Here is a 446-nt window from a genome sequence, read left to right on the forward strand (position 1 = left end):
GTTGAGGGCGATGCGGATCTTGACGTCGAACCAGCGGTCGACGGGGATGGGGAGGCGTTCGCCGGCGCCGTTGAGGCCGGTGGAGAGGGGCACCGAGATGCCCCAGGTGTTGAAGTTCTTGCCGGCGGCGTAGGGGGCGTAGATGTAGGCGTCCCACCAGGGCCGGCCGACGCTGGAGGAGGAGGACTTGCGGGCGTGCAGGCGCACGGAGAAGGAGTCGGCCTGCAGGTCACCGCCGGAGGAGGCGTACCAGGGGGACTGGGTGGTGGGGGAGCCGGCCATGCCGGGCATCTTCAGGTCGACCAGGGCCAGTCCGTTGTCGTGCGTGTCCTTGGGCACCTTGACCTGGTAGGTCAGGGTGGCCTCGGTCGCGGTGGGGATGGCGCCGCGGACCTTGTAGCCGTTCATCCTGCCCTGGTCCAGGTGGACGCGGGAGACGCCGGGGC

The 446-nt window shown here is 70.0% G+C and carries 1 protein-coding gene; it reads right to left on the reverse strand.

The window, feature by feature from the left end:
- The coding region (locus N866_RS19435) for a hypothetical protein (protein ID WP_034230127.1) at positions 1-408 on the reverse strand (408 nt) is incomplete at its 3' end.
- Positions 409-446 lie beyond the last annotated feature (38 nt).

The organism is Actinotalea ferrariae CF5-4 (genome assembly GCF_000603945.1).
In the GTDB taxonomy this organism is placed as follows: domain Bacteria; phylum Actinomycetota; class Actinomycetes; order Actinomycetales; family Cellulomonadaceae; genus Actinotalea; species Actinotalea ferrariae.